The 18,449-nt window shown below is 60.4% G+C and carries 24 protein-coding genes; 12 read left to right on the top strand and 12 right to left on the bottom strand.

The genetic code is table 11. The features are described from left to right. Positions 1 to 153: 153 nt before the first annotated feature. Entirely contained in the window at positions 154 to 1,122 is a 969-nt protein-coding gene (locus L8I05_RS19845; protein WP_159959816.1) for a polyprenyl synthetase family protein, read from the bottom strand. 239 nt (positions 1,123 to 1,361) lie between these two features. Here L8I05_RS19845 and rplU point away from each other — a divergent pair, with 239 nt between their 5' ends. From rplU to L8I05_RS19810, 7 genes are all read left to right on the top strand, one after another. Then, entirely contained in the window at positions 1,362 to 1,676 is a 315-nt protein-coding gene (rplU, locus tag L8I05_RS19840) for a 50S ribosomal protein L21 (protein WP_007950961.1), read from the top strand. A gap of 34 nt (positions 1,677 to 1,710) precedes the next feature. Beyond that, positions 1,711 to 1,968 carry a 50S ribosomal protein L27 gene (rpmA, locus tag L8I05_RS19835; RefSeq protein WP_003176049.1) on the top strand — a complete coding sequence of 86 codons (258 nt, stop codon included), beginning with the start codon at positions 1,711 to 1,713 and terminating at the stop codon, positions 1,966 to 1,968. A 193-nt stretch (positions 1,969 to 2,161) separates the two neighbouring features. Further along, positions 2,162 to 3,385: an Obg family GTPase CgtA gene (gene cgtA, locus L8I05_RS19830; protein ID WP_242171123.1), complete on the top strand. Its 1,224-nt coding sequence runs from the start codon at positions 2,162 to 2,164 to the stop codon at positions 3,383 to 3,385. 123 nt (positions 3,386 to 3,508) lie between these two features. After that, the gene (proB, locus tag L8I05_RS19825) at positions 3,509 to 4,627 is read left to right on the top strand and encodes a glutamate 5-kinase (RefSeq protein ID WP_026013771.1); all 1,119 of its coding nucleotides are present in this window, start codon (positions 3,509 to 3,511) and stop codon (positions 4,625 to 4,627) included. A gap of 15 nt (positions 4,628 to 4,642) precedes the next feature. Further along, positions 4,643 to 5,107, top strand: a complete 465-nt coding sequence (locus tag L8I05_RS19820; protein ID WP_159959813.1) for a CreA family protein — start codon at positions 4,643 to 4,645, stop codon at positions 5,105 to 5,107. A 101-nt stretch (positions 5,108 to 5,208) separates the two neighbouring features. After that, a complete protein-coding gene (locus tag L8I05_RS19815; RefSeq protein ID WP_177019142.1) occupies positions 5,209 to 5,691 on the top strand; it encodes a glutathione peroxidase in 483 nt (160 codons plus the stop codon). A 163-nt stretch (positions 5,692 to 5,854) separates the two neighbouring features. Further along, positions 5,855 to 6,958 carry an NADH:flavin oxidoreductase gene (locus tag L8I05_RS19810; RefSeq protein WP_242171121.1) on the top strand — a complete coding sequence of 368 codons (1,104 nt, stop codon included), beginning with the start codon at positions 5,855 to 5,857 and terminating at the stop codon, positions 6,956 to 6,958. Positions 6,959 to 7,054: 96 nt separating this feature from the next. Here L8I05_RS19810 and L8I05_RS19805 read toward each other — a convergent pair whose 3' ends face one another. Then, complete coding sequence (locus tag L8I05_RS19805; protein ID WP_242171118.1) at positions 7,055 to 8,233, bottom strand: glycosyltransferase family 1 protein; 1,179 nt, start codon at positions 8,231 to 8,233, stop codon at positions 7,055 to 7,057. A gap of 54 nt (positions 8,234 to 8,287) precedes the next feature. Continuing rightward, positions 8,288 to 9,052 (bottom strand): sulfate transporter CysZ, encoded by a 765-nt coding sequence (cysZ, locus tag L8I05_RS19800; RefSeq protein WP_177019145.1) that lies wholly within the window; start codon positions 9,050 to 9,052, stop codon positions 8,288 to 8,290. 286 nt (positions 9,053 to 9,338) lie between these two features. On the opposite strand from cysZ, the gene trxB reads away from it, so the two are divergent. Then, on the top strand, positions 9,339 to 10,301 hold the full coding sequence (gene trxB, locus L8I05_RS19795; RefSeq protein WP_242171115.1) for a thioredoxin-disulfide reductase: 963 nt from the start codon (positions 9,339 to 9,341) through the stop codon (positions 10,299 to 10,301). Between the two features lie 187 nt (positions 10,302 to 10,488). On the opposite strand, the gene L8I05_RS19790 is transcribed toward trxB, so the two are convergent. The 6 genes from L8I05_RS19790 to L8I05_RS19765 are packed head-to-tail and all read right to left on the bottom strand — an operon-like array spanning position 10,489 to position 13,422. Further along, positions 10,489 to 10,827, bottom strand: coding sequence for a HopJ type III effector protein (locus L8I05_RS19790; RefSeq protein WP_242171113.1), 339 nt, complete (start codon positions 10,825 to 10,827; stop codon positions 10,489 to 10,491). After that, positions 10,820 to 11,116 carry a DUF1244 domain-containing protein gene (locus L8I05_RS19785; RefSeq protein WP_065908484.1) on the bottom strand — a complete coding sequence of 99 codons (297 nt, stop codon included), beginning with the start codon at positions 11,114 to 11,116 and terminating at the stop codon, positions 10,820 to 10,822. The genes L8I05_RS19790 and L8I05_RS19785 overlap by 8 nt, the downstream gene beginning before the upstream one ends. Positions 11,117 to 11,138: 22 nt before the next feature. After that, positions 11,139 to 11,510 (bottom strand): dihydroneopterin triphosphate 2'-epimerase, encoded by a 372-nt coding sequence (folX, locus tag L8I05_RS19780; RefSeq protein WP_003194073.1) that lies wholly within the window; start codon positions 11,508 to 11,510, stop codon positions 11,139 to 11,141. Positions 11,511 to 11,512: 2 nt separating this feature from the next. After that, complete coding sequence (gene folE / locus L8I05_RS19775) at positions 11,513 to 12,073, bottom strand: GTP cyclohydrolase I FolE (RefSeq protein WP_242171111.1); 561 nt, start codon at positions 12,071 to 12,073, stop codon at positions 11,513 to 11,515. A gap of 20 nt (positions 12,074 to 12,093) precedes the next feature. After that, positions 12,094 to 12,804, bottom strand: a complete 711-nt coding sequence (folM, locus tag L8I05_RS19770; protein WP_242171110.1) for a dihydromonapterin reductase — start codon at positions 12,802 to 12,804, stop codon at positions 12,094 to 12,096. A gap of 57 nt (positions 12,805 to 12,861) precedes the next feature. Beyond that, positions 12,862 to 13,422 carry an antibiotic biosynthesis monooxygenase gene (locus L8I05_RS19765; protein WP_242171109.1) on the bottom strand — a complete coding sequence of 187 codons (561 nt, stop codon included), beginning with the start codon at positions 13,420 to 13,422 and terminating at the stop codon, positions 12,862 to 12,864. A gap of 214 nt (positions 13,423 to 13,636) precedes the next feature. Between L8I05_RS19765 and L8I05_RS19760 the strand changes: the two genes are divergently transcribed. Continuing rightward, positions 13,637 to 14,596 (top strand): MerR family transcriptional regulator, encoded by a 960-nt coding sequence (locus L8I05_RS19760; protein ID WP_242171108.1) that lies wholly within the window; start codon positions 13,637 to 13,639, stop codon positions 14,594 to 14,596. A gap of 2 nt (positions 14,597 to 14,598) precedes the next feature. On the opposite strand, the gene L8I05_RS19755 is transcribed toward L8I05_RS19760, so the two are convergent. Together L8I05_RS19755 and L8I05_RS19750 are read right to left on the bottom strand one after the other, a co-directional pair. Beyond that, positions 14,599 to 15,204: a hypothetical protein gene (locus tag L8I05_RS19755; protein ID WP_159959791.1), complete on the bottom strand. Its 606-nt coding sequence runs from the start codon at positions 15,202 to 15,204 to the stop codon at positions 14,599 to 14,601. A 64-nt stretch (positions 15,205 to 15,268) separates the two neighbouring features. After that, positions 15,269 to 15,730 carry a PAS domain-containing protein gene (locus L8I05_RS19750; RefSeq protein ID WP_242171107.1) on the bottom strand — a complete coding sequence of 154 codons (462 nt, stop codon included), beginning with the start codon at positions 15,728 to 15,730 and terminating at the stop codon, positions 15,269 to 15,271. 131 nt (positions 15,731 to 15,861) lie between these two features. Here L8I05_RS19750 and L8I05_RS19745 point away from each other — a divergent pair, with 131 nt between their 5' ends. Next, positions 15,862 to 16,317 carry a flavodoxin gene (locus tag L8I05_RS19745; protein WP_242171106.1) on the top strand — a complete coding sequence of 152 codons (456 nt, stop codon included), beginning with the start codon at positions 15,862 to 15,864 and terminating at the stop codon, positions 16,315 to 16,317. Here the strand turns inward: L8I05_RS19745 and L8I05_RS19740 are convergent. After that, positions 16,298 to 17,194: a LysR family transcriptional regulator gene (locus tag L8I05_RS19740; RefSeq protein WP_159959785.1), complete on the bottom strand. Its 897-nt coding sequence runs from the start codon at positions 17,192 to 17,194 to the stop codon at positions 16,298 to 16,300. The genes L8I05_RS19745 and L8I05_RS19740 overlap by 20 nt on opposite strands. A gap of 98 nt (positions 17,195 to 17,292) precedes the next feature. Between L8I05_RS19740 and L8I05_RS19735 the strand changes: the two genes are divergently transcribed. Both L8I05_RS19735 and L8I05_RS19730 read left to right on the top strand, forming a co-directional pair. After that, a complete protein-coding gene (locus tag L8I05_RS19735; protein WP_242171105.1) occupies positions 17,293 to 17,679 on the top strand; it encodes a CidA/LrgA family protein in 387 nt (128 codons plus the stop codon). Beyond that, entirely contained in the window at positions 17,669 to 18,355 is a 687-nt protein-coding gene (locus L8I05_RS19730; protein ID WP_159959781.1) for an LrgB family protein, read from the top strand. Before L8I05_RS19735 ends, L8I05_RS19730 begins: the two co-directional genes overlap by 11 nt. Positions 18,356 to 18,449 lie beyond the last annotated feature (94 nt).

Raw genomic sequence — 18,449 nt, 5'->3', positions numbered from 1 at the left:
CAGGATGGCTAAAAGTCGCACATTATATAAGGTTTATTGCAAGAGAGGGGCGGGGACTCGGTGCAATGTGGGAGCTGGCTTGCCTGCGATAGCGGTAGTGAGTTCACTACAGTCATCGCAGGCAAGCCAGCTCCCACATTATTCAGCTAGGAATCAGTGAGTACGCGCGACCGCAAACTCACTCAACTCAACCAGCGCGTCGCGGTATTCGCTGGCAGGCAGGGCGTCCAGGCACTTGATGGCACGGGCCACATAGTCACGCGCCAGTTGCGCGGTGTATTCCAGGGAGCCGGAGGCTTCCACGGCTGCACGGATGGCTTCCAGGTCTTCGATCCCGCCTTTCTGGATCGCCTTGCGCACCAGGGCAGCCTGTTCCGGCGTGCCTTCGCGCATGGTGTAGATCAGCGGCAGCGTTGGCTTGCCTTCGGCCAGGTCGTCACCGACGTTCTTGCCCAGTGTCTCGGCGTCGCCCTTATAATCGAGCAGGTCGTCGACCAGTTGGAACGCCACACCCAAGTGATCGCCAAAGGTGCGCAGGGCTTCGGACTGTTCGACAGTCGCGCCACACAGGGCAGCGGCACTGTGGGTCGAGGCCTCGAAGAGCATTGCGGTTTTGCCGCGAATCACTTCCATATAGGTTTCTTCGGTGGTGCTGGCGTCGCGGACCTTCGACAGCTGCAACACTTCGCCCTCGGCGATGATGCGCGTGGCTTGTGAAAGAATCTTCATCACCGGCATCGAGCCCAGCTCGACCATCATTTCGAACGAGCGCGAGTACAGGAAGTCGCCCACCAGTACGCTGGGGGCATTGCCCCACATCGCATTGGCCGTCTCGCGACCACGGCGCATGCCGGACATGTCGACCACGTCGTCATGCAGCAAGGTGGCGGTGTGCAAAAATTCGATAGTGGCGGCCAGCAGGCGCAGGTCGTCGCCTTCGCGGCCCAGGGCTTTGCCGCACAGCAACACTAATAAAGGACGCAGGCGTTTGCCGCCCGCCGACGTAATATAGTCGCCAATTTTGGAGACCAGCGGCACTTTAGACGTCAGCTGCTGCTTGATGATGCCGTCGACGGCGCTAAAATCGTCCGCGACCGCGCGGTAGAAAGCTTGGGGTTGCATCAGCGACAGTCGCTCCAGAAGGGTTGCGCGGCATGCTAGGACCCAGGCCCGGCACTGTCAAGGCGCGATAGACGGCCACTTGCATCACCCATTTACCTTGCGTACAATCGCGCACCCTGAACTTCCTGGGCAGCACCTGCCTTACGCAATTGCATTCGGGACGTCCATCCCATGCAGCCATGCCAGCCAATACCTCTTCTTATAAAGCGCTGGGTGAGCAGGATTATCGGAGAAATACCATGTCGTACGCAGTAATTGTTACTGGTGGCAAGCAATACAAGGTCGCCCCAGGTGAATACCTGAAGATCGAAAAACTGGAAGTCGCTACTGGCGAATCCGTTACCTTTGATCGCGTTCTGTTGGTCGCCAATGGCGATGACGTGAACATCGGCGCTCCAGTTGTTGCTGGCGCTACCGTTGTGGCTGAAGTGATCTCCCAAGGTCGTCACGATAAAGTCCGCATCATCAAGTTCCGTCGTCGTAAGCACCACATGAAGCGTATGGGCCACCGCCAGTGGTACACCGAGATCAAAATCACCGGTATTCAGGCTTAATTTCAGCCTAATTCCTCACTAGGAGAATTGACTCATGGCACACAAAAAAGCTGGTGGTAGTACACGTAACGGTCGCGACTCAGAAGCCAAACGCCTTGGCGTGAAGATGTATGGCGGCCAGAAAATCATTCCGGGCAACATCATCGTGCGTCAGCGCGGCACCCAATTCCACGCCGGTTACGGTGTTGGCATGGGTAAAGATCACACCCTCTTCGCTAAAATCGAAGGCGTGATCAAGTTTGAAGTAAAAGGCGCGTTCAACCGCCGTTACGTGAGCGTTGTCGCCGCTTAATTGCGCGATCGCTGGAAAAGCCCTGTCTCGCGACGGGGCTTTTTCGTTTGTGGAGTGAGTCTCTTGCAAAGCTGTTTGTAATGAGCTCAAGCGCTGGATAGGCGGTTGTTGTTTGAGGTCGCTGCGCTCATTTTTGCAAGAGTCTTATGTCTTGGTTTCTTAAGCTCGTCCATGCGACGAGAGGCGTTTTGTTATGAAGTTCGTTGATGAAGTTTCCATCCGAGTAAAAGCAGGCGACGGCGGTAACGGTTGCATGAGTTTCCGTCGCGAAAAATTCATCGAAAACGGTGGTCCCAACGGCGGTGACGGCGGTGACGGCGGCTCCATCTACATGATGGCCGACGAAAACCTCAACACCCTGGTCGACTACCGTTACACCCGGCACTTCGATGCCGAGCGTGGCTCCAACGGCGGCAGCACCGACTGCACCGGTAAAAAAGGCGAAGACCTGGTACTGCGCGTACCGGTCGGCACCACGATCATCGATTCCGCTACCCAGGAAGTGATTGGCGACCTGACCAAGGCCGGCCAGAAGCTGATGGTTGTGCAGGGCGGCTGGCACGGTCTGGGTAACACCCGATTCAAGTCCAGTACCAACCGTGCACCACGCCAGACCACGCCGGGCAAGCCGGGCGAGCAGCGTGACTTGAAGCTGGAAATGAAAGTACTCGCTGACGTGGGCCTGTTGGGCCTGCCGAACGCCGGCAAAAGTACCTTCATCCGTTCGGTCTCGGCCGCCAAGCCGAAAGTCGCCGACTACCCGTTCACCACCCTGGTGCCAAACCTGGGCGTGGTCAGCGTCGACCGCTGGAAAAGCTTCGTGATCGCCGACATTCCCGGCCTGATCGAAGGTGCTTCCGACGGTGCAGGCCTGGGGATTCGCTTCCTCAAGCACTTGTCGCGTACCCGTTTGCTGCTGCACCTCGTCGACATGGCGCCGCTGGATGACACCAGTGCAGCGGACGCCGCCGAAGTGATCGTCAGCGAGCTGACCAAGTTCAGCCCGGCCCTGGCCGAGCGTGATCGCTGGTTGGTGCTGAACAAGTGCGACCAGATCCTCGAAGAAGAGCACGAAGAGCGCGTCAAGGAAATCGTCGACCGCCTGGAGTGGGAAGGTCCGGTCTACGTGATCTCGGCCATCGCCAAAGAAGGCACCGAGCGCCTGACCCGCGACATCATGCGCTACCTCGAAGACCGCGCCGACCGCCTTGCGGCTGACCCGGTATACAAGGCAGAACTGGCTGAACTCGACCAGCAGATCGAAGACGAAGCCCGTGCCCAGCTGCAAGCCCTGGACGACCAGCGTGCCCTGCGTCGCAGCGGCGTGAAGTCTGTCCATGACATCGGCGACGATGATTGGGACGAAGAAGACGTGGATGATGAAGACGGTCCGGAAATCATTTACGTGCGCGACTGATCGGTTGCGATAAACTTAAACGCCGCTCTCTGGAGCGGCGTTTTGGTATCTGGATATACGTAGTCACTAATAACGTTATGGGCGGCGCTGGGTCGCGCTGCCCTCAATCTAAGGTTGAAGATGATGCGGAGCAAAGTGACAGGTGCGCAGCGCTGGGTCGTGAAGATCGGCAGTGCGCTGCTGACGGCAGATGGCAAAGGTCTGGATCGCGCAGCCATGAGCGTGTGGGTCGAGCAGATGGTGGCCTTGCATGAGGCCGGTGTCGAGTTGGTGCTGGTGTCGTCCGGGGCAGTTGCCGCCGGGATGAGCCGCCTCGGCTGGACCGCGCGACCCAGCGCGATGCACGAACTGCAAGCCGCCGCCGCCATCGGCCAGATGGGCCTGGTGCAAGCCTGGGAATCCAGCTTTGCCGAGCACGGCCGCCATACGGCGCAGATCCTGCTGACCCACGACGACCTGTCCGACCGCAAGCGCTACCTCAACGCCCGCAGCACCTTGCGTGCGTTGGTCGAGCTCAAGGTTATCCCGGTGATCAACGAGAATGACACGGTGGTCACCGACGAAATCCGCTTCGGCGACAACGACACCCTGGCCGCGCTGGTGGCCAACCTGGTCGAAGCCGACCTGCTGGTGATTCTGACCGACCGCGACGGCATGTTCGACGCCGACCCACGCAACAACCCCGACGCCCAGCTTATTTATGAGGCGCGCGCCGATGACCCAGCGCTGGACGCCGTGGCCGGCAGCGTTGGCGGCGCCCTGGGGCGTGGCGGCATGCAGACCAAGCTGCGCGCCGCGCGCCTGGCTGCGCGTTCCGGTGCGCACACTATCATCGTCGGTGGGCGCCTGGAACGCGTGCTGGATCGCCTCAAGGCGGGTGAGCGCATCGGTACGCTGCTGTCGCCGGAACGCGGCATGCTCGCGGCGCGCAAGCAGTGGCTGGCCGGGCATCTGCAAACCCGCGGCACCTTGGTGCTGGACGATGGCGCCGTGTCGGCGTTGTCCCAAGGCAACAAGAGCTTGCTGCCGGTCGGCGTCAAGTTGGTGCAGGGCAGCTTCCGCCGTGGTGAGATGGTGGTGTGTGTGGCGCCCGACGGTCGTGAGATCGCCCGTGGCCTGGCCAACTACAGCGCGCTTGAAGCACAGAAAATCATTGGACAATCGTCTGACGCGATTGTCGGACTATTAGGTTACATGGCTGAACCGGAACTGGTTCACCGCGATAACCTGATCCTGGTCTAAACAAAGGAATACACGATGCGCGTCATAAAAGGTTTACTCGGCCTGTTGCTGGCCCTGCCACTGCTGGCCTCGGCCGAAGAGATTGGCCAGGTGTCGACGGTGTTCAAATTTGTCGGCCCCAACGACCGAATCGTGGTCGAGGCGTTTGATGACCCCAAGGTCGACGGCGTGACCTGCTACCTGTCACGCGCCAAGACGGGCGGCGTGAAAGGCGGGCTGGGCCTGGCCGAAGATCGCGCCGAGGCCTCGATTGCCTGCCGTCAGGTCGGCCCGATTCATTTCAAAGGCGAGCTCAAGGACGGCGACGAAGTGTTCAAGGAGCGCACCTCGCTGGTGTTCAAGACCATGCAGGTGGTGCGTTTTCTCGACAAGAAGCGCAATACCCTGGTTTACCTGGTCTACAGCGACCGCTTGATCGAAGGCAGCCCGCAAAACGCGGTTACCGCGATTCCGATTTTGCCCTGGCCGACCGCTCAGTAGTCTGCAGGCGAGTTTTGTAATCGGCGTCTATGATTGCAGGCTTGCGGTCTGTAATCTCGAACGGTCGCAATGCGAAGAACATGGGATATCTGGAGTTCGTCATGAGTGCTTTCCACGACCTGAAACTCAAAGCTTTGGACGGACAAGAGCTGCCGCTGGCGCCCTTCAAGGGGCAAGTGGTGCTGGTGGTCAACGTGGCCTCCAAATGTGGCTTGACCCCGCAATACGCGGCGTTGGAAAACCTCTACCAGCAATACAAGGGCCAGGGTTTTACCGTGCTGGGGCTGCCGTGCAACCAGTTTGCGGGTCAGGAGCCGGGCACCGAAGAAGAAATCCAGCAATTCTGCAGCCTGAACTATGGCGTGACGTTCCCGTTGGGCAGCAAGCTCGACGTTAACGGCCACGATCGTCATCAGTTGTATCGTTTGCTGGCGGGTGAGGGCGCGGAATTTCCGGGGGATATCACCTGGAATTTCGAGAAATTCCTGCTCGGCAAAGATGGCCGCGTGCTGGCGCGATTCTCCCCACGTACCGCACCAGATGATCCGACGATCATCCAGGCCATTGAAAAAGCCCTGAGCTGAATCGGCCCCCTGTGGCGAGGGAGCTTTTTCCCGCTGGGCTGCGCAGCAGTCCCAAGTCCCTCGCGACTACTACCCCTTAATCACCCAGATCAATAGTGCTACCCAGGACTTCGCACCGACAATATTATCTACATCATAAATCCCTCTGATGTGGAGTGCTCCCATGCCTGTCCAAGCCTTGTTCAAACCCTTCCAGCTCGGTGCACTGCAGCTTTCGACCCGTGTGGTCATGGCGCCGATGACTCGTTCCTTCTCGCCGGGTGGCGTACCCAATTCCAAAGTCATCGAGTACTACCGTCGCCGCGCCGCTGCCGGCGTGGGCCTGATCATTACCGAAGGCACCGTGGTTGGCCATCAAGCCTCCAATGGCTACCCGAACGTCCCGCATTTTTACGGTGAGGCCGCGCTGGCCGGCTGGAAGAAAGTGGTCGACGCCGTGCACGCAGAGGGCGGCAAGATCGTCCCGCAACTGTGGCACGTGGGCAGCGTGCGCCGTATCGGCACTGAGCCCGACGCCAGCGTACCGGCCTACGGCCCGATGGAGAAACTCAAGGACGGCAAGGTGGTCGTGCACGGCATGACCACCCAAGACATCAAGGATGTGATCAACGCGTTCGCCCAAGCCGCCAAGGATGCCCAGAGCATCGGCATGGACGGCGTGGAAATCCACGGCGCCCACGGTTACCTGGTCGACCAGTTTTTCTGGGAAGGCACCAACCAGCGCACCGACGAATACGGTGGCAGCCTGGCCAACCGTTCGCGGTTTGCCATCGAGCTGATCCGGGCCACTCGCGCCGCTGTAGGCCCGGACTTCCCGATCATCCTGCGTTTCTCGCAGTGGAAGCAGCAGGACTACACCGCACGCCTGGTGCAAACCCCGGAAGCCTTGGGCGAATTCCTCAAGCCGTTGTCCGACGCTGGCGTGGATATCTTCCACTGCTCCACTCGCCGTTTCTGGGAGCCGGAATTCGAAGGCTCCGACCTCAACCTGGCCGGCTGGACCCGTCAGCTCACCGGCAAGCCGACCATCACCGTGGGCAGCGTCGGCCTGGACGGCGAGTTCCTGCAATTTATGGTCAACACTGACAAGGTTGCACAACCAGCCAGCCTGGAAAAACTGCTGGAGCGCCTGAACAACGACGAGTTCGACCTGGTTGCCGTAGGCCGTGCGCTGCTGGTGGACCCGGATTGGGCGCTGAAGGTGCGCGAAGGTCGCGAGGGCGACATCCTGCCGTTCAGTCGTGAGGCGTTAACGACCCTGGTGTAACGGGCGTTTGCTCCGACGCCATCGCGGGCAAGCCCGGCTCCCACAGGAAAATGCGTTCCAATGTGGGAGCCGGGCTTGCCCGCGATAGCGATTACGTCAAATCAAGCGCGACTCTCCGGCAATCACCGGCTGCTCGCCGCACACCCCGCGTAACTGCCGTTCAAACTGCTCGATAATCGCCGGCCAGCCCTGGCGGCTCGCGTGTTGGCGGGCATTGAGGCGCATACGGCGCAAACTTTCTGCATCTTCCAGCAGCCAATTGGCAGCGTCGCAAAACGCCTCTTCATCGCCTGGCATCGCCAGCACGCCGTTGTAACCATGGCGAATGTGCTGGGTCGCGGCCGCCTGGTCGTAAGCCACCACCCCCAATCCCGAGGCCATGGCTTCCAGCACCACATTGCCGAATGTCTCGGTCAGGCTGGGGAACAGGAACACGTCGCCAGACGCGTAATGTCGGGCCAGTTCTTCGCCGCGCAAGGTGCCGCAGAAAATTGCCTCGGGCAGTTCCTTTTCCAGCATCGCCCGTTGTGGGCCGTCGCCGACGATGATCAGTTTCATCTGGCGCAGTGGATAGGTGTCTTGCAAGGTCTCGAAACAGCGCTTGAGCAGCCCCAGATTCTTCTCCTGCGCCAGTCGGCCGACATGCAGCACGGCGATTTGCTCACTGTTCAGCGCCCAGCTTTCACGCAGTGCGTTGTCGCGTTTGGCGGGGTGAAACAACTGGCTGTCGACCCCACGTGCCAACATCCCCAAGCGCTCGAATTGCCGACGTTCCAACTCCAGGCGTTGACTGGTGCTGGGGACCAACGTCAATGTCGAGCGGTTATGAAACCAGCGCAGGTAGTGCGTGACCATGCGGCTGAGCAGGCTCAGACCGTATTGGTTCGAGTACTGCTGGAAGTTGGTGTGGAAACCACTGACCACGCTGATCCCCAGGCGCCGCGCCGCACGCAACGCCGACAGGCCCAGCGGCCCTTCGGTGGCGATGTAAAGAACGTCGGGGCGCTGGCGAGTCCAGCGCCGCAGCAACTTGTGCATCGACGACTGGCCCCATTGCAGGCCCGGGTAGCCCGGCAGCGGCCAGCCACGGCACAGCAATAAGGCGTCGTCGCTGGGGCGGCTTTGATCGCTGCCCTGGCGTGGGCGCACCAACTCGACCTGATGGCCGCGCGCGCGCAAACCCTCACACAGGCGGCCAAGGGTATTGGCCACCCCGTTGATCTCTGGCGGGAAGGTTTCGGTAATCAAAGTGATGTGAAGCGAGGCTGTCGTCATGACCCACAGTGTCACCGTGGGCCATGTCGTCATTGTGTCATCGGCATGATGGATTTATGACTTGGTCAGTTTTTGCGTCGCCATTGCCTCGGCGCCTTGTTCACGCACCCAGAACAACGTCGCCCCGGCCACCGCTGCGGGCATCATCAGCAGGTTGACCACCGGCACCAGCAACACCAGGTAAACAATCCCACCGAAGCTCATGCTCTGCCAGCGCTTCTGGCGCAGCCAGGCGAGCATTTCGTTCCAGCCCAGCTTGTGGTTGTCCGCCGGGTAGTCGATGTACTGGATCGCCATCATCCACACGCCGAACAGCAGCCATAGCGGCGCGGCGATCAGGTTGACCACCGGAATGAACGACAGGATAAACAGGCCAATGGCGCGGGGCAGAAAGTAGCCCAGTTTGCGCATTTCCCGCGCCAGTGTGCGCGGCACCATCGCCACCAATTCACCCCAACTGAACGGCGGGAAGTCGTCGGTGCCACGCACCACCACTTCGACTTTTTCCGCGAGAAAGCCGTTGAACGGCGCGGCGATGATATTCGCCAGCATGGTGAAGGTGAAAAACACCATCAGCACCACCAGCACCACGAACAGTGGCCACAGGATGTAGCTGAGAAAACTCAGCCAGCCCGGCAGCGTTGGCATCAAGGTGTCGACCCACAGGCTGAACTGATGGCCGGCGAAGTAGATCAAACCGACGAACAGCACCAGGTTGATTGCCAGTGGCAACAGCACAAACAGGCGCAGGCCTGGGCTGAGCACCAGCTTGAGGCCTTCACGCAGGTATTGCGGGCCGGAAAGAGCAGGGGCGGGCATGGAGAACTCCGAGCAAAAAGGGCGAACGCGCCGACCTTACCGACTTTGCATTCAGTGCGGAAGCGGCGACATCTATGGTAACAATGGCGTCGATTAATCCGGTGGACTGCATAGAGACCACCTATGAGCTGGATTGTTATTCCGTATTTCCTTAATCTTGCCCCCCTCGATAAGCTGCACCCATTATTTTTCAGGGCCTGCGAGTTCAAGCACTTCCCCAAGTGCTTCGCGGTCCTTTTTTATTCCAGCCGTCCTGTGTTGTCCGGGCGGTCGATAGGAGTGAGTCATGTCTGATACCCGTCATTCGCGAGTGATTATTCTCGGTTCCGGCCCTGCCGGTTACAGCGCTGCCGTCTACGCTGCGCGGGCCAACCTCAAGCCGCTGCTGATCACCGGCATGCAGGCGGGCGGTCAGTTGACCACCACCACTGAAGTCGACAACTGGCCGGGCGATGTCCACGGCCTGACCGGCCCGGTGCTGATGGAGCGTATGAAAGAACACGCCGAGCGCTTTGAAACCGAGATCGTCTTTGACCACATCAACAAAGTCGACTTTTCGAAAAAGCCTTACAGCCTGACTGGCGACAGCGGCGTCTACACCTGTGACGCACTGATCATCGCCACCGGTGCCAGCGCCCGTTACCTGGGCCTGCCGTCGGAAGACGCGTTCATGGGCAAGGGCGTTTCCGCCTGCGCGACCTGCGACGGTTTCTTCTATCGCAACAAGCCGGTCGCCGTGGTCGGTGGCGGCAACACTGCCGTGGAAGAAGCGCTGTACCTGGCCAACATCGCCAGCACCGTGACCCTGGTTCACCGCCGCGAGACCTTCCGCGCCGAGAAGATCCTGATCGACAAGCTGCACGCCCGTGTTGCTGAAGGCAAGATCATCCTCAAGCTCAACGCCACCCTCGACGAAGTCCTGGGCGACAACATGGGCGTGACCGGTGCTCGCCTGAAAAACAACGACGGCAGCTTCGATGAGCTGAAAGTCGACGGCGTGTTCATCGCCATCGGCCACACCCCGAACACCTCGTTGTTCGAAGGCGTGCTGGAAGCCAAAGACGGCTACCTGGTGGTGCAAGGCGGCCGAGAAGGCAACGCCACCGCGACCAACATCGAAGGCATCTTTGCCGCCGGTGACGTCGCAGACCACGTCTACCGCCAGGCCATCACCTCGGCCGGCGCCGGTTGCATGGCGGCCCTGGATGCCGAGCGTTACCTCGACGGTTTGAAGGACGCTTCGTTCTAAACCCGTTGAAATGAAAAAACCGGCTGCGAGGCCGGTTTTTTTATGCGCTGGGGTTAATCAGCGCCACAATTGCGATGTGTTAACCCAATCACTGTGGGAGCTGGCTTGCCTGCGATAGCGATGTGTCAGTCACCACGGTCATCGCGGGCAAGCCCGGCTCCCACATTAACCGGGTTATCACATTAAATCAGCGGCGGGTCAGAGGCTGCGCGGTGAATTTCACACCGGCCAATCCATGTTGGATCAACGCCCGAATATTGCCATGGTCACTGCCCTCAGGCGTTGCCACCACCGAACGATAATGCTCACCAAACGCCAGCAGCGCTTCCTGGTCGCTCAGACCTTCCAGCAGCGCGAGGCCCAGGGTCTTGCACGAACCTTCGTTGTGCCCGGCGGCGTTCTCCACGCTGCCATTGGTAAAGGCTTGCGGCTGGTAGTCGTAACCGGCAGCGACAAAAGCCAGGGTGTCGGCAAACACGTGTTCGCCGCTGTTGAGGCTGGTGCGCAGGGTGTTCAGGTCAGTCATGGGTTTTTCCTTTGGCAAACGCCGCCTGTTGGTCGGCGCTGGCTTCTTTCTGGTATTGGGCTTTCCACTCGGCGTACGGCATGCCGTACACCACTTCACGGGCGTCATCGAGGCTCAGCTCGATGTGGCGCTCGTCGGCCTCGGCCTTGTACCACTTCGACAAGCAGTTACGGCAGAAGCCCGAGAGGTTCATCAGGTCGATGTTCTGCACATCCTTGCGGCTGTCCAGGTGGGCCACCAGCCGGCGGAAGGCGGCGGCTTCAAGTTCGAGGCGTTGTTGATCGTTCATAGGGCTCACGCAGATTCAGGGGTTAGCGGCTGGCCGCCAGGGTAATGGAAACCGACTCGGCAAAGCGCAGCGCATGGGGTTTGTCCACTTCGACTTCGGCGTACAGCACCGACTCGTTGCTCATCACCAGGTCCAGCAGTTCCTGGGTCAGGCGCTCCAGCAGGGCGAAGCGGTTGCCTTCGACGTGGGCGATGATGGCCTTGGTGATGGTGCGGTAGTTCAGCGCGTGGTCGATGTCGTTATCGCGCACCGCTTCCTGAGCGGCATACAGGATGGTCAGGTTGATCAGCACGTCCTGCTTGTTGAGGATCTCGTCCTCGTTGATGCCGATAAAGGTGCGCAGGCACAGGTCCTTGACCCGGATGCGCGCCATGCCTGGTTGAAGTTGTGGCATTGCTACTTGCTCCGTCCAATCAGTTGCAGGAACTCCATGCGCGTGGTGTTCGACTCGCGGAAGGCGCCGAGCATCACCGAGGTGTTCATGGTTGAATTCTGTTTTTCCACACCGCGCATCATCATGCACATGTGCTTGGCTTCGATCACCACCGCCACGCCGGCGGCCTGGGTGACTTGCTGGATAGCATCGGCGATTTGCCGTGTGAGGTTTTCCTGAATCTGCAGGCGCCGCGCATACATGTCCACAATGCGCGCCAGCTTCGACAGGCCCAGCACCTTGCCGGTCGGAATATAGGCTACATGGGCCTTGCCGATAAACGGCAACAGGTGGTGCTCGCACAGCGAATACAGCTCAATGTCCTTGAGGATCACCATCTCGTCGTTGTCGGAGGCGAACAGCGCGCCGTTGACGATTTCGTTCAGGTTCTGCTCGTAGCCGTGACACAGGTACTGCATGGCCTTGGCGGCGCGCTTGGGGGTGTCGAGCAAGCCTTCGCGTTCCGGGTCTTCGCCCAGGCCTATGAGGATCTCGCGGTAGTGTTGGGGCAGGGACAAGGTCATACAACATCCTCACAAACGGCTTACTTGATATGCCGCCCGCCGTTGACGGTCAGGGTGGTTCCAGTGACATAAGGGTTGTCCAGCAGGTAACGCACGCTCTGGTAGATCACCTCGGGCCCGGGCTCGATGCCCAGTGCGGACTTGGCCAGGACCTTGGCGCGATAAGCCGCGTCGTCGCCCTCGTTGAACATCACCATGGCCGGCGCAATACCGTTGACCTTGATCAGCGGCGCGAACTGCGCGGCAAACGACAGCGTAAGGCTGTCGAGCCCGGCTTTGGTGGCGCAATAGGCAATGTGCTGGCGGCTGCCCTTGCGCACCACGTCGTCGCTGATATGCACGATATCGGCAGGTGTCGAGCGTTGCAGCAAAGGTGAACAATGCAGGTTGATCAGGTACGGCGCAAGCATGTGCACGCTGAACATGTCGGTAAACGCGCGGCTTTCGTCGCCGGGTGTTTCTGCGACCCATGCCGAGGCGTTGTGGATGATCGCACGCAGGCTGTCGGTGTGGGTTTTCAGCTCGGCGATGAAGGCCAGAATCCCGGCCTCGCTGGAGAAGTCGGCAAACACGCCGATCGCGCCACGCTCACGCAGTCTGTCAACGCCCGGGCGTTCGCTGCGGTAGCTGAAAATCACCGCATGGCCCTCGTCCAACAGGCGTTCGGCGCAGTGCAGGCCGACACGCTGGCCGGCACCGGTGATCAGGATCGGGGCGTCTGTTGCAGTCATGGGAGGCTCAAGTCGCTGGCAGGTTGAAACTATACCAGCGACCGGGCGCCCCTGTACTCAAGCGGCGGCTTCGGTGACCTTGCGTGGTGGCGGGGCGGGGTGCAGCCAGCTCGCCAGCAGGTGCGTCGACAGCGGGATGAACCAGTAAACCATCAGCGGCGTGAGCGCCATGGTGCTGACCAGCACGCGCGGGGCCAGGGCCAGCTCGCTGAGCAGCGGCCCAAGGACGAAGTTGAACAGCAGCGACACCGGGAAAAACGCCAACCAGATTGCCACGGCCTGTTTCCAGCGCGGCGGCCGTGCACCCACGGCGCCGAACCAGCCATCGATACCGCTCACGCGATGCTCGGACGGGTCCGCAAACAGCTCGCTGCCCCGGCTTAGCCAGGCGCTGCGCGAGGCAGAGAACTCCCAGGCATGCAGGGTTTTTTCGTCGGCGAAGCGGAAGATGATCTGGAATTCATCGTCATTGGGTGGCGGTGCAAGCACGCCGGAACCCAGGTAACCGGGAAAGTCAGTGGCCAGGCGCTCGCCTTCGCGCAGCCAGGCCATCAGGTCTTCATAGCGCCCTTTGGCCACGCGGCGCGCAACCATCAGGGTGACGGGAGAGGTAGACATTGTGTATCTCCAAATGTACGGGTGCGCCGAACCGGGTAGGTGGCACACGAACGAGGCTGCGGGGTGGTGCAGCGACGTAGAAAAAACAGGCAAGGATTATTCCTGTTTTGTAAAAATACGCCAGTGACATTGGTCTGACAGAGCAGGCCTTGAAAAGGACAAGTCTAAAAGCGTTAAATGGGATCCAAATCCACACGGATGTTTCCGGCCGCTGATGTCTGAGATTACTGCTCCTACTCGTGAAATCACCCACCGCAACCTCGCTGATTCCGATGAGCTGTTGCCGATCCGTGAAGTCTCGAGATTGACAGGTGTCAACCCGGTCACCTTGCGCGCCTGGGAACGTCGTTATGGGCTGATTCAGCCCACGCGCACCGAAAGCGGGCACCGCCTCTACTCCAAAGCCGATATTGAAACAATCGAGCGTATTCTCGATTGGATCGGACGGGGTGTGGCCGTCAGCAAGGTCGGCAAGATTCTCGCTCGTGACGATCAGCAGGCAGCAGCCGTGCGCGCTGAACGAGACACCGGCGAGGACGCGCAGTGGCCGCAATGGCAAGCGCGGTTGAAGCTGGCCGTCAGCGCTTTCGATGATCGAACGCTTGAGCATGTGTACGGCCAGATTTTTTCGATGTACCCGCTCAGTGTGGCGTTTCAAGATATCCTCATGCCGCTCTGGAATGAGCTGCATCGCCATCAGGGCCGTTTCGGCCAGGCCAGCGAGTGGTTGTTCTTCGATGCGTTTCTGCGCGGGCACGCCACGCAACGTCTGCAGCACGCCTGCGCCGCACCGGTGCTGCGGGTCGTGCTGGCTGCAATGCCCGGTGAATGCCGTCAATTGGAATTGCTGGTGGCGGCGCTGTTGATCAGTCGGGATGACTTGTCCGTGAGGGTGCTGGAGATGGGCCAGCCGTTGGATGAGCTGACCCTGGTCTGTGAAAAGACCCGCCCCCAGGCGCTGATCGTGTTCTCCAACCACTCACAAACTCAGGACCTGCAAGGGCGCCTGAGCCGGTTGGCGTTGACCCTGGATTGCCCGCTGTTCCTTGCCGGTGCCGCGTCGGACATGGCCCAGGATGAACTTGCGGGGTCTTCCATCGGTTGCCTGGGCAGTGAAGGGCGCCTGATGCAGCAGCGTTTGCAGCAGTTTCTCAGTGGGCAGTTGGATAGCTGAAATCAGGCGTGTACGTGCGGGTGAACCAGACGGTGCTGGTGCAGAATGAACTGGCGCAGGCGCTCGATTTCATCGGCATCACTCTGGCTCAGGCGGTAAGCGAACAAGCCACGGGCGGTTTCCCGCTCCAGCGAGCCGCGCAGCGCAATGCGCTCGTAACCGGACGGGCTGAACCACAGGGAAAAGGTTTTCGGCGGTTTGACCCGGCCACGAATTTCCACCAGCACGCCCTTGAATGACACTTCATGCACCCAAAGAGCGCCCGGGTTGCCCCTGACGTTCTCCAGCGCCACTGGCGTTTCAAGCGCCAGCCGCCAGGGCCGAATCATCGGGCCGTCTTCAAAAATGCTCGGCACGCCCAAGCGCAAATGCACAGCATGAAACTCGTCTTCCACCAGATGCAGCGGAAAGGTGAGTTGCTGATTGTCGAACTGCGCCTGGATGGTGACGTGGTCGTGAGCGGCCAGCCGCGTGAGCAAATCACGAATCTGCGCACCGCCATTGACGGTCAGGCTCGACCACGCATCCCGCAGGTTGAGCTGCGGGTTGTGCTGCATGTCCTGGATAAAATCCAGTTCGTCCTGCGTCAATAGAGCGTCGCGGTGCATTGATGTAGCTCAACGATGAGACATTAAAAAGCCATTATCGCCCTAAAGGCCGCATTTTCTACACTTAGTTATTTCCGCTCGTCGTTTTGAGCGCCGCCAATTGCGCTTTAAGTTGCGCCACTTGCGCTTCCAGCTGGGTGACACGCTGCTGCGCCTTCACCTGGGTGGTGACATCTTTTTGCACGCCAACATAATACGTCTGCTTGTCGGCCTCGTTATAAACCGCCGACAGCGACAGTTCGTTCCAGAACGGCGTGCCGTCCTTGCGATAGTTGCGCAGGATTTCCCGGCACGAACCGCCACTGGTGAGGGCCTCACGAATCGCTATCAGTGCCGGCTGGTCACGGTCGCCTGCCTGCAGGAAGCGGCAGTCCTGATAGAGGATTTCGTCGAGGGTGTAGCCAGTCTGCCGTTCGAAGGCAGGGTTGACGTAGATCAGCGGTTTGTCTTTGCCTTCTCGTTCGGCGACGACGATGCCGTCGTTGGAGGCATTGATGACCATCTGCATCAGCTTGGCGTTGATCATTATCGAGCGGTCCATGGCCGGGTATTGAAATTTGGAGTGAGGGCGAGCGTTGAATGTTGCACAGCGTGCGCTGAAAAATTTGCGTCAGCTGCTAATATCCCACGCTTTCGCTCAACCACAGGATCAGATTGATGAAAGTCGCCATCCTTTCCGGCTCGGTCTACGGCACGGCTGAAGAAGTTGCCCGTCACGCCGCCGGCCTCCTCAATGCGGCCGGTTTTGAAGCCTGGCACAACCCTCGCGCGACCCTGGCCGACGTGCAGGCCTTCGGCCCCGAGGCCTTTCTGGCGGTGACCTCCACCACCGGCATGGGCGAACTGCCCGACAACCTGCAACCGCTGTATTCAAGCATCCGCGACCAATTGCCCGCCGCCTGGCGTGGCCTGCCCGGTGCCGTGATCGGCTTGGGCGACGCCAGCTACGGCGACACTTTCTGTGGCGGTGGCGAGCAAATGCGCGAGCTGTTCGCCGAATTGGGCGTACACGAAGTGCTGCCGATGCTGCGCCTGGACGCCAGCGAAAGCGTCACCCCGGAAGCTGACGCCGAGCCGTGGCTGGCCGAGCTGGTCACTGCACTGCGCGGTTGACCGGAAACTCACGCAGTAACGCCAGCCAAGCCTGGGCGGCCTTGGACAGATAGGCGCCTTCACGCCAGATAAAGGCAATGTCCCAGCGCAGGTAGTCGGGCGCCTTGAGTGTGAGGCGTACCACGCCCGGTCGCACCAGCCCACGGGCGACCACGCTGGGCAACAGCACCACGCCTTGGCCGGCGGCGACCAGTGCGACCAGAAAATCCGCCTGGCCACTGCGGCCAATTTCCTTCGGCGTAAAGCCCAATTGCTGACAGGCCTGCATCAACCGGTCGTTGAGGACAAAACTGCGCTGGTACATCAGGAACGGTGTGTCCGCCAATTCCTCCAGGCGCACATGGGCGTTTTCGGCCAATGGATGATCCATCGGCAGCAAGGCGTCCAGTGGCTCATCGCAAAACGGTTGCCAGGCGAAGGCCGGATCACTGGGCATCAAGGTGCCGCCCACGTCCAACTCCCCACTGAGAATCGCCTGCTCGATGGTACGGCTGCCGCCTTCGAGCAGTTGAATGGTGACCTTGGGATAACGCTTGCGGTACTCGGCAAACAGCCCGGCAAACAACGTATCGCCTGCCAACAGCGGCAGACCCAGGCGCAGTTCGCCGCGGGCCAGTTGCTGCATATCATCCAGTTCGCTGAGCAATTCGGTTTGCAGGCGCAACATGGCCTCGGCGCGCTGCAACACCACCTCGCCAGCGGCCGTCAGGCGAATGTGCGAGCCCGTGCGTTCCAGCAGCGGTGTGCCCAGGCTTTGCTCCAGCTGCGCCACCTGCTTGCTGACGGCCGATTGGCTGATGTGCAAGGTTTTACCGGCCTGGGTAAAGCCGCCGCGGTGAATCACTTCGACAAAACTGCGCAGCTGTTTGAATTCCATCGCTTCGATTCCAGTTTGGAATAGTCAGCAGTCTAACAATTCGCTGTGGGGATAGGGGCGGTCTCTTTAAAATGGGCGCCTGCGAGGACCCAAAGCTCATGAAACGTTTCACCTTCAAACACCTTGGCCGTCTGCTGACGGAGTTGGTCGTACTGCTGGCTATCTACCTGCTCGGCACTCAACTGTCGGTGTGGTTCGGGTGGCCGATTCCCGGCGGCGTGGTCGGCCTGGGCCTGTTGCTGGCGAGCTTCGCCAATGGCCTGGTCAAGCCGGCGACCCTGCAATTGGGCGCCGGTGTATTGATGGCGGAAATGCTGCTGTTCTTTATCCCGGCGCTGATGAGCCTGCTCGATTACGGCGGCCTGGTGCGCAATGACGGCTGGCGCATCCTGCTGGTGATCGGCTTCAGCACGCTGTCGGTGATGCTGGTGACGGCGTTCACCGTCGAGATGGTCTGCCGCTGGAGCATGCGCCGTGAAGCTTGAACTGATGCCAGTGTTCTGGCTCGCCCTGACCCTGGGCGCCTACATCTTCAGTCGCTGGATCTATCGTCGCACCGGGCGCTACCTGCTATCGCCGTTGATCCTGGTGCCCGCGCTGTTGCTGGCGGTGGCCGTGCCGATGAAAACCGCCTACGCCGAATACGCCACCGACACCCATTGGCTGATGCTGGTGCTGGGGCCGGTGACCGTGGCGTTTGCCGTGCCGATCTGGCAGCAGCGCCGCCTGTTGGCGCGGCATTGGTCGGCGTTGCTACTGGGGATGGTCGCGGGCAGCGCGGCCTCTATCGGCACCTCGTTCGGGCTGGCCAAGGCGCTGGCGTTGAACAGTTCGGTGACGATGTCGTTGTTGCCGCGTTCGATCACCACACCGTTTGCCATGCCGGTGTCCTCTGACCTCGGTGGCGTACCGGAACTCACCGCCGTGTTTGTGATGTTCACCGGCGTGTTCGGCGCCATGCTCGGCGGCGTGCTGCTTAAATGGTTGCCGCTGCGTACGCCCTTGGCGCGTGGTGCATTGTTTGGTGTGGGCGCCCATGGCGCGGGCGTCAGCCGCGCGCGGGAAGTGGGCGGCGAAGAAGGCTCGGTGGCGGGGCTGGTGATGGTGCTGACGGGCTTGCTCAACCTGTTCGCCGTGCCTTTATTGGCGGCGCTTCTCTGACGCCCCATGGACTATTCTCTTGGGTGACTCGCTCAGTCATCAAGCTGGCTGCGAAGGCAACTCCTTCCGCTACGTCGTCTGACTAGACTGGCCC

It is taken from the genome of Pseudomonas sp. MONT-RG-20F-20-E-7-02 (assembly GCF_022662395.1).
Classification (GTDB): Bacteria; Pseudomonadota; Gammaproteobacteria; order Pseudomonadales; family Pseudomonadaceae; genus Aquipseudomonas.
The sequence above is the reverse complement of the archived record's forward strand: the minus strand, read 5'-3'. Positions and strand labels throughout refer to the sequence as shown.